Here is a 5109-nt window from a genome sequence, read left to right as displayed (position 1 = left end):
CGGCCACCCCGCGCCCCCCCCCGTTGAGCACGGGCCGGTGTTCGACCCGCCCCGCGTACGACAACGTCCCGCCCATCCGCACCCCCAGCGCCCCCGCGAACGAGGCCTCCACCGGCCCGGCGTTGGGGCTCGGATGCTTCACGGCGTCCGCCTGCCAGGCCCGTACGGCCCCCCGAGGATCGTCCCCGGCGGCACACGCGAGCACGGCGGTCAGCCGGGCCCCCGGCCACCCGGCGACATCGTCGAGCCGGGCGGACGCCCACCCGTACCGCAGATGGCGGGGCGACCGGTGCCCCACCATCGCGTCGAGCGTGTTGACGGCCCGGAACCCGAGCAGCCCGGGCACCCCGCCCACGGCCCCCCACACCAGCGCGCCCACCACGGCGTCGGACGTGTTCTCAGCAACCGATTCCACAACCGCGCGCGCGATCCCGTCCGCGTCCAGCGCCTGCGGATCGCGCCCGCACAGATGCGGCAGCCGGGCCCGCGCCGCCTCGATGTCCCCGGCCTCCAGGGCCCGCCCGATGTGCCGGGCCTCGCGCGCGAGGGAGGTACCGCCGACGACCGCCCACGTGGCGAGGCCGGTCAACGCGAGGGAAGCGGCGGGGGAGCGGCGTACAGAAGCCCGCGCGCCGGCCCCGAGAGCCACCGCGCCCCCCACACAGACGGCGGTGTGCAGCGCACCCCACCCCCGGTGGTCACGCCACAACGCCCGCTCCACACACGCCGCGGCACGCCCGAACGCGGCGACCGGATGACCCCGGCGGGGATCGCCGAGCAGCAGGTCACCGAGGAGTCCGGCGGCGGCGCCGTACGCGTAGATGCGATCGGCACCCATCGGCTCAGCCGGCCGTAGGGGTGAGCGGCGATCGGAGTCGGTACCTCAATCGGCGGCCGAGCATGGCGATATGTCCTCACTCAGGGTGTCCACGCCCTGGTTCGACGAGACCGGCGGTGGGAGTTCCTGGCTCCCGGGGATGACTACCCCGGTCACAGTGGCGGGACCGCGCCGGATTCGCACCGGACTTCCTCCTGAGCCGCCGTACATGGCCCTGGCAGTCCACCACGGGCCTCAAAGACCCGTCAACTCACCGTTGACCTGCGAGAGCGGAGTGTGCAGAACCCCACACGCGCCCCCGCGCGCCAGGCACCCCCACGCCCGAAACCCCGCACAGCCGAAGCCGTACGGGGTTGTGCAAACGGTTGCTGCCGGTTTTCCGGGCGCTCAGGCGACGATCAGGCTGATGCCGTACGCCACGGCCCCGAGGCACGCCGCGAAGCAGGCGTACGCCCCCGTCACCGCGAGCGCCGCGGAGCCGCCGTCGGCCTGGGCGCGCTCGTGGCGGGAGAGGCCCATGACGCCCAGTGTGAAGAGGGTCACGAGCCCGACGGTGACCACGAGGCTGACACCGAAGACGGAGCCGAGTGCGGACCAGTCGATCTTCATGGTTGCGGTGTCCTTCGGGGTCAGACGGTCGCGGCCGGGGGAGCGGCCGGGTCGGTGGTGGCGGTCGCCGGAGCGGGGATGACGACCTTGATGTCAGGGATGTCGGCGCTGTCGGCACCCGCGTCCGGCGTCGCGGCGCCCTCGTCCGAGTCGTTCACGTTGGTGTGGTCCACGACCTCGCGCCGCGAGATCTTCCAGATCGCCGCGCTGGAGGCGACGAGGAACACCGCGACGGCGGCCGTACCCCAGTCACCGAGGTCCGTGACCGACTCCGCGAGCGCCCCGACCAGCGCGGCGGCCGGCAGCGTCAGCCCCCACGCGACGAACATCCGCGTGGCGGTGGACCACCGCACGACCCCGCCCTTGCGGCCGAGCCCCGCGCCCATCACGGACCCGGAGACCGCGTGCGTGGTGGAGAGGGAGAAGCCGAGGTGCGAGGAGGCGAGGATGACCGTCGCGGCGGACGTCTGCGCCGCGAAGCCCTGCTGCGGCTGGAGGTCGGTGAGGCCCTTGCCCATCGTGCGGATGATGCGCCAGCCGCCCAGGTACGTGCCCAGCGCGATCGCGAGACCGGCGGAGAGGATGACCCAGGTGGGCGGGTCGGAGTCGGGCGCGAGCGAGCCGCCCGCGACGAGCGCCAGCGTGATGATGCCCATCGTCTTCTGCGCGTCGTTCGTGCCGTGCGCCAGCGAGACGAGCCCGGCCGAGGCGATCTGCCCGAACCGGTACCCCTTCTCCGCGGCCTTCCCGTCGGCCTTCTTCGCCAGGGTGTACGACAGCCGCGTCGCCAGCATCGCGGCGACCCCGGCGACGATCGGCGCGGCGACCGCGGGGATCAGCACCTTCGTGACCAGGACGTCGCCGTGCACCGCGCCCGTGCCGGCCGAGGCCAGCGTCGCGCCGATCAGGCCGCCCATCAGAGCGTGCGAGGAGCTGGAGGGGAGGCCGACCAGCCAGGTCAGCAGGTTCCAGAGGATCGCGCCGACCAGCGCCGCGAAGATCACCTCGGGTCGTATACCGCTTTCGTCGACAAGCCCCTTGGAGATCGTGTTCGCGACCTCCACGGAGAGAAACGCCCCCACAAGGTTCAGCACGGCGGACATGGCCACCGCCACCTTGGGCCTCAGTGCGCCGGTCGAGATGGTCGTCGCCATCGCGTTGGCTGTGTCGTGGAAACCGTTCGTGAAATCGAACGCGAGAGCGGTTACCACCACTATCGCGAGGATCAGCGAGAAGTTTTCCATTTACCCAGGCAATCGTTCGTAGTAATCGGCTCGTTGAAGGTAGGTAACCTGAATGAACAGAAGGTGAACTGGACAGGGCATCGCGGTGTCACTGTGGGCATGACTCCCCCACCTGGCAGGATCACCCGTATGGCTGAGCAGAGGCGCCCGCGTCCCGAAGAGGCCGCGGCATGGGAGTCCTTGGTGGCGACGGCACGCCGCACGGTCACCGACGGACTCGTGGTGGGCACATCGGGAAACGTCTCCGTACGACTCGACGACGTGGTCCTCGTCACCCCGACAGGCGTTCCGTACGACCGGTTGGGGCCCCAGGACATCACGGGCGTCGCCCTCGACGGCACCCAGGTCCTCGGCACCCTCAAACCGACCAGCGAACTCCCCATGCACCTCACGGTCTACCGCGCGACCGGCGCCGGAGCCGTCGTCCACACCCACGCCGTCCACGCGACGGCCGTCTCCACCCTCGTCCCCGAACTCCCGGCGATCCACTACATGACGGGAGCCCTCGGCGGCCCGGTCCGCGTCGCCCCGTACGCCACCTACGGCACCCAGGAACTCGCCGACCACATCCGCACGGCCCTCCAGGACCGCACCGCCTGCCTCCTCCAGAACCACGGCACCCTCGCGTACGCCCCCACCCTCGACCGCGCCTTCACCGACACGGCCCAGCTCGAATGGATGTGCCGGCTCTGGCTGACGGCGGCCTCGGTCCCGGGCCACACCCCGAGCCTCCTGACCCCGGCCCAGGTGCGGGAGGCGGGGGACAAGCTGAGGGGGTACGGGCAGGGGACGGCCTGAAAGCCCGGGACGTCCACTGGCCGCACCCGCCGACCACCCGGACACTGGACCCGTGCGCCCAGTCAAAGCGACGGCCGTCGCCGTCTCCGCAGTAGTGGCCGCCGGCGCGGCGAGCGTCGCCGCGGGCCGGATGGCGAGCGACACGGCGCTGAAGGCGCCACCGGGCCGCCCCCTGCCGACGGAACCCAGGCTCACCGTGCACGCCACGGCCGCCGGACAGCTCACGCTCACCCGCGACCTCGCCGCCCTCAGACCGGGCACGTACGGCGTCACCGGCACGGACGTCCACGCGGTCGTCGGCCCGGTCCTGCCCAACGCCCCGCACGACGCCGACACGGTCGTCCGCCGCCTGGAACGCGTCTCCTACGGCACGCTCGGCCCCGGCACGTCCGTACGCCTCACCCCGGACCTGCACGTCGGCGACCCGACGACGGCCCTCGGCCTGACGCACACGGACGTCCGGATCCCCGGCGAACTCGGCGCGCTGCCCGCCTGGTTCGTGCCCGGCGCGCGCCGCACCTGGGTGATCGCCGTGCACGGCCTCGGCGCGGGCCGCGAACACGCCCTGAACGTCCTGGGGTTCCTGCACCGCCGCCGCTTCCCGGTCCTCGTCCCCGCCTACCGGGGCGACGCGGGCGCGCCGCGCCAGCCGGACGGCCTCAACCACCTCGGGACGACGGAGTGGCGGGACGTCGACGCGGCGATCCGGTACGCCCTCGCGCACGGCGCCGACCGCGTGATCCTGCTCGGCTGGTCGACCGGCGCGGCGATGGCCCTGCGCGCGGCCACCCGCTCCGGCCTCGCCGACCGCGTCAGCGGCCTGGTCCTCGACTCGCCGGTCCTCGACTGGCAGCGGACCCTGCGCTCGCTGGCCGCCGCGCGCCGCACCCCGGGCGCCCTGCTCCCGCTGGCGGTCCGCGCGGCGCTGGGCCGCCTCAGCAACGGGCAGGAACCCCCGGACGACGACGCCGCGCTCACGCTCCCCGGCGTCCCCACGCTGATCGTCCACGGCCCCGGCGACACGGTCGCCCCCTGGGACCTCTCCCGCCGCCTCGCCGCGCGGACGCCCGCGCTCACGACCCTCCACGAGGTCCGTGACGCCCCGCACGGCGCGATGTGGAACGCCGACCCGGCGACGTACGAGGAGACCCTGCGGAGGTTCCTGACGCCGCTGATGTGAACGACCGGCATCGGCGGCGCCCAGGGGGGAGTTGGCCGAACGCCGCCCCTCGCCGGTGTGAGTCCCGGCACACCCGCCCGCCCCGGTAGCGGGGATTCCGCTTGGCCCCGTACCTGCCCCGAGCACCCGCTCCGACCCCTCGCCGCACCCCGTGCGTTGGCCAGTCCCGTAGCCCCCCGTGACATTCCGTTTGGGTTTTCGGACCGTCAACCGGAAGACTGCACCCGTGACGTCCCGTATCCCGCGCGACTCCAGGCTTCGACTCGTCCGCCCAGCGGGCCACGCGGGCGGCGGCGGCCAGGCCCGAGCGAGCCATTCTGGCCAGTTCCGCCGGGGCCGGTGTGCCTTCCGGTGGGCGGGGCGCGGCGCGGCGCGGGCGCCGCTGGTTCACAGCTGAGGGGGCGGCGGCCAGGGGTCGCGGGCGGACGAGTCGAAGCCTG

The 5109-nt window shown here is 73.4% G+C and carries 5 protein-coding genes and 1 riboswitch; of the genes, 2 read left to right on the top strand and 3 right to left on the bottom strand.

Translation table 11 applies throughout. The features are described 5' to 3' along the window. The 3 genes from AOK24_RS32465 to AOK24_RS32455 all read right to left on the bottom strand — a co-directional run. The coding region (locus tag AOK24_RS32465) for a cobalamin biosynthesis protein (RefSeq protein WP_055723603.1) at nt 1-838 on the bottom strand (838 nt) is incomplete at its 3' end. Between the two features lie 101 nt (nt 839-939). Beyond that, a riboswitch (cobalamin riboswitch) is annotated at nt 940-1080 on the bottom strand. Between the two features lie 145 nt (nt 1081-1225). Beyond that, a complete protein-coding gene (locus tag AOK24_RS32460) occupies nt 1226-1447 on the bottom strand; it encodes a hypothetical protein (protein ID WP_055723602.1) in 222 nt (73 codons plus the stop codon). A 20-nt stretch (nt 1448-1467) separates the two neighbouring features. Then, nucleotides 1468-2691 carry an inorganic phosphate transporter gene (locus AOK24_RS32455; RefSeq protein WP_055723601.1) on the bottom strand — a complete coding sequence of 408 codons (1224 nt, stop codon included), beginning with the start codon at nt 2689-2691 and terminating at the stop codon, nt 1468-1470. Between the two features lie 129 nt (nt 2692-2820). On the opposite strand from AOK24_RS32455, the gene AOK24_RS32450 reads away from it, so the two are divergent. Together AOK24_RS32450 and AOK24_RS32445 are read left to right on the top strand one after the other, a co-directional pair. After that, nucleotides 2821-3489 (top strand): class II aldolase/adducin family protein, encoded by a 669-nt coding sequence (locus AOK24_RS32450; protein WP_107104098.1) that lies wholly within the window; start codon nt 2821-2823, stop codon nt 3487-3489. A gap of 52 nt (nt 3490-3541) precedes the next feature. Beyond that, nucleotides 3542-4669 carry an alpha/beta hydrolase gene (locus AOK24_RS32445; protein ID WP_055723599.1) on the top strand — a complete coding sequence of 376 codons (1128 nt, stop codon included), beginning with the start codon at nt 3542-3544 and terminating at the stop codon, nt 4667-4669. The last annotated feature ends 440 nt before the right edge of the window (nt 4670-5109 follow it).

Origin of the sequence: Streptomyces niveiscabiei (assembly GCF_001419795.1) — a bacterium.
In the GTDB taxonomy this organism is placed as follows: domain Bacteria; phylum Actinomycetota; class Actinomycetes; order Streptomycetales; family Streptomycetaceae; genus Streptomyces; species Streptomyces niveiscabiei.
Note: the sequence above shows the minus strand (reverse complement) of the source record. Positions and strands in the feature narration are given on the sequence as shown.